The sequence below is a fragment of the Mesorhizobium sp. M7A.F.Ca.CA.002.15.2.1 genome (assembly GCF_003998715.1).
Lineage (GTDB): Bacteria > Pseudomonadota > Alphaproteobacteria > Rhizobiales > Rhizobiaceae > Mesorhizobium > Mesorhizobium ciceri.
In genome coordinates this window covers 1-2234 of sequence record NZ_RZPI01000820.1, presented here as the reverse complement: position 1 = coordinate 2234, position 2234 = coordinate 1, and the positions used below count along the sequence as shown (strand labels likewise).

The following is a 2234-nucleotide window of genomic DNA, read 5'->3' as shown; positions in this document are numbered from 1 at the left end:
GGACCCGGGGCGTGTTTATCCTGTGCATCCTGACGTTGTTTATCGGCGGCTCGCTGGCGCTGTTTGCGCTGCGCGCTTCCCGGTTGACGACCGGCGGCCTGTTCCACCCGATTTCCCGAGAAGGGGCACTCGTCCTCAACAATCTGTTCCTGACCACGGCGACGGCGACCGTGCTTGTCGGCACACTCTATCCGCTCGCTGTCGAAGCCTTTTCAGCCGACAAGATCTCGGTCGGCGCGCCGTTCTTCAATCTCACCTTCGGGCCGCTGATGGTGCCGCTGCTGCTCGTGGTTCCGTTCGGGCCGTTGCTGGCCTGGAAGCGCGGCGATGTCTTCGCCGTCGCGCAGCGCCTGATGGTGGCCTTTGCTGCGGCACTGCTGGCGACGCTGGTCACCGCTCTGTTCATCGACGGCGGCTCGGTGTTCGCAGCCCTGGGCGTAGGCCTTGCCGTCTGGCTGATCCTTGGCGCGCTCACCGATCTCGCCGTCAAATCCGGCTTTCGGACCGTCGCAACGGGGATCATGGTCCGGCGCTTGCTCGGCTTGCCGCGCTCGGTCTTCGGCACAGCCTTCGCTCACCTCGGCCTCGGCCTGACCACGCTCGGCATCGTCGGCACACTTTGCTTCGGCACCGAGAAGATCCTGTCGATGCATGCCGGCGAGACCGTCGAACTGTCCGGCCATACGCTGCGTTTCGTCGGGCTTTATCCGGCCCAGGGACCGAATTACAGCGAGGATCGCGGCCGCTTCGAGCTGATCGGCGTCAGCGGCAGCCCTGTTGGCGAAATCAGCTCCGCCAAGCGGTTTTATCCGGTGCGGCAGATGACGACGACGGAATCCGGCATCAGGACGATCGGTTTCTCGCAGCTCTACATCTCGCTCGGCGACGAGGGCAAAGACGGTTCGGTCGTCGTGCGTTTGTGGTGGAAGCCGCTGGTGACGTTGATCTGGGGCGGTGGCCTGATGATGATGGCGGGCGCGGCGATGTCGCTGATGGACCGGCGCCTGCGCGTCGGCGCGCCGTCGCGACGGCGCAAGCAGGCGAGCGTGGTGCCATCCGCGACCCTGCCATGAACGCACGGCTTTCGCTGACCTCCATTATCCTGCTGCTGGCGCTGTTTTTTGCCGGCACGGCCTTGGCGGTGAAGCCTGACGAGATGCTGCCTGATCCTGCACTTGAGGCGCGGGCTCGGGCGCTTTCGGAAGGCTTGCGCTGCATGGTCTGCCAGAACCAGTCGATCGACGAATCCGATGCCGACCTTGCCCGCGACCTGCGCGTCCTCGTGCGTCAGCGCCTCGTCGCCGGCGACACTGACCAGCAGGTCATGGACTACGTGGTTTCGCGCTATGGCGAGTTCGTGCTGCTCAAGCCGCGTTTCGACCTGCGCAATGCATTGCTGTGGGGCACGCCTGTCCTGCTGTTGCTGGTGGGAGGCGTTTTCATCGTGCTGACCGCGCGGTCGCGTCGCTCGACGGCAACCAATGCGCTGACCACTGAGGAACAGGCGGCGCTGGACAAGATACTAGGCAATTAGCTCGGCCATTCCTCCGAGGGCCAGTCCCGCGACGTGTGAATGACGCGCAGGATAACGACGCACTGACGGCCAGCGATCGGGCGCAACTCATAAGCAATGATGTACGGCGGGCGGCCGATGAACGTCTCATATGTGCCTGTTACCCGGCCTGGCCGGCCCGTCGCCATATCACCAAGGCCTCGGCCCATTTCACGAATACGATCCGCCAGGCGTGCTTGCTGTCATTTATGAAAGCCTTGTGCTGAGTTGTGTACAAGATAGCGCATAGGGCATCGCGGCCAACGGGTTTGTGCGTCTCCCGACCCCAAAACATTACCAAAGTTTCATGTGTCGGAAATGGCGCTGTAATGTGCGCCACTCTAATTCTCTTGCTTGAGGATGCCCATCAGCAGCGTCCATTTGGAAAGAGGATACGAGATCCATGAATATTGCCCCCCGTTCATATTCCGTCACCCGCAAGCGTCTCATGGCTGCCGTCGCGTCTGTAGCCGTGGCCGGTGCGATCGGCGTCGGTGCGCTGACCAGCGGAACCAGCCCTGTTCTGGCCGATGCCGTGCGCGTCGAGGCGCCGCAGGTACCGGGCTTCGCCGATGTCGTCGAGCGGGTTTCTCCCGCTGTTGTCAGCGTCAAGGTCAAGGCCAAGATCAGCCCGGCCGCCGATGACGGCTCGGACCCGTCCGACGATCAGGATGGCATGAAC

Annotated in this window: 2 protein-coding genes and 2 pseudogenes; 3 read left to right on the top strand and 1 reads right to left on the bottom strand. The window is 63.2% G+C overall.

The window, feature by feature from the left end; all coding sequences use genetic code 11:
• Together ENZ74_RS29775 and ENZ74_RS29770 are read left to right on the top strand one after the other, a co-directional pair.
• Window positions 1–1073: cytochrome c-type biogenesis CcmF C-terminal domain-containing protein (locus tag ENZ74_RS29775; protein WP_281059747.1), on the top strand; the 1073-nt coding region annotated here is incomplete at its 5' end.
• Window positions 1070–1534: a cytochrome c-type biogenesis protein gene (locus ENZ74_RS29770; protein ID WP_013532633.1), complete on the top strand. Its 465-nt coding sequence runs from the start codon at window positions 1070–1072 to the stop codon at window positions 1532–1534. The genes ENZ74_RS29775 and ENZ74_RS29770, both read left to right, overlap by 4 nt.
• Here the strand turns inward: ENZ74_RS29770 and ENZ74_RS29765 are convergent.
• A pseudogene (locus tag ENZ74_RS29765) lies at window positions 1531–1749 on the bottom strand (type II toxin-antitoxin system RelE/ParE family toxin); the annotation flags it as partial. The gene ENZ74_RS29770 and the pseudogene ENZ74_RS29765 sit on opposite strands and share 4 nt — an antisense overlap.
• Window positions 1750–1955: 206 nt before the next feature.
• On the opposite strand from ENZ74_RS29765, the pseudogene ENZ74_RS29760 reads away from it, so the two are divergent.
• Window positions 1956–2234, top strand: a pseudogene (locus ENZ74_RS29760) (serine protease); the annotation flags it as partial.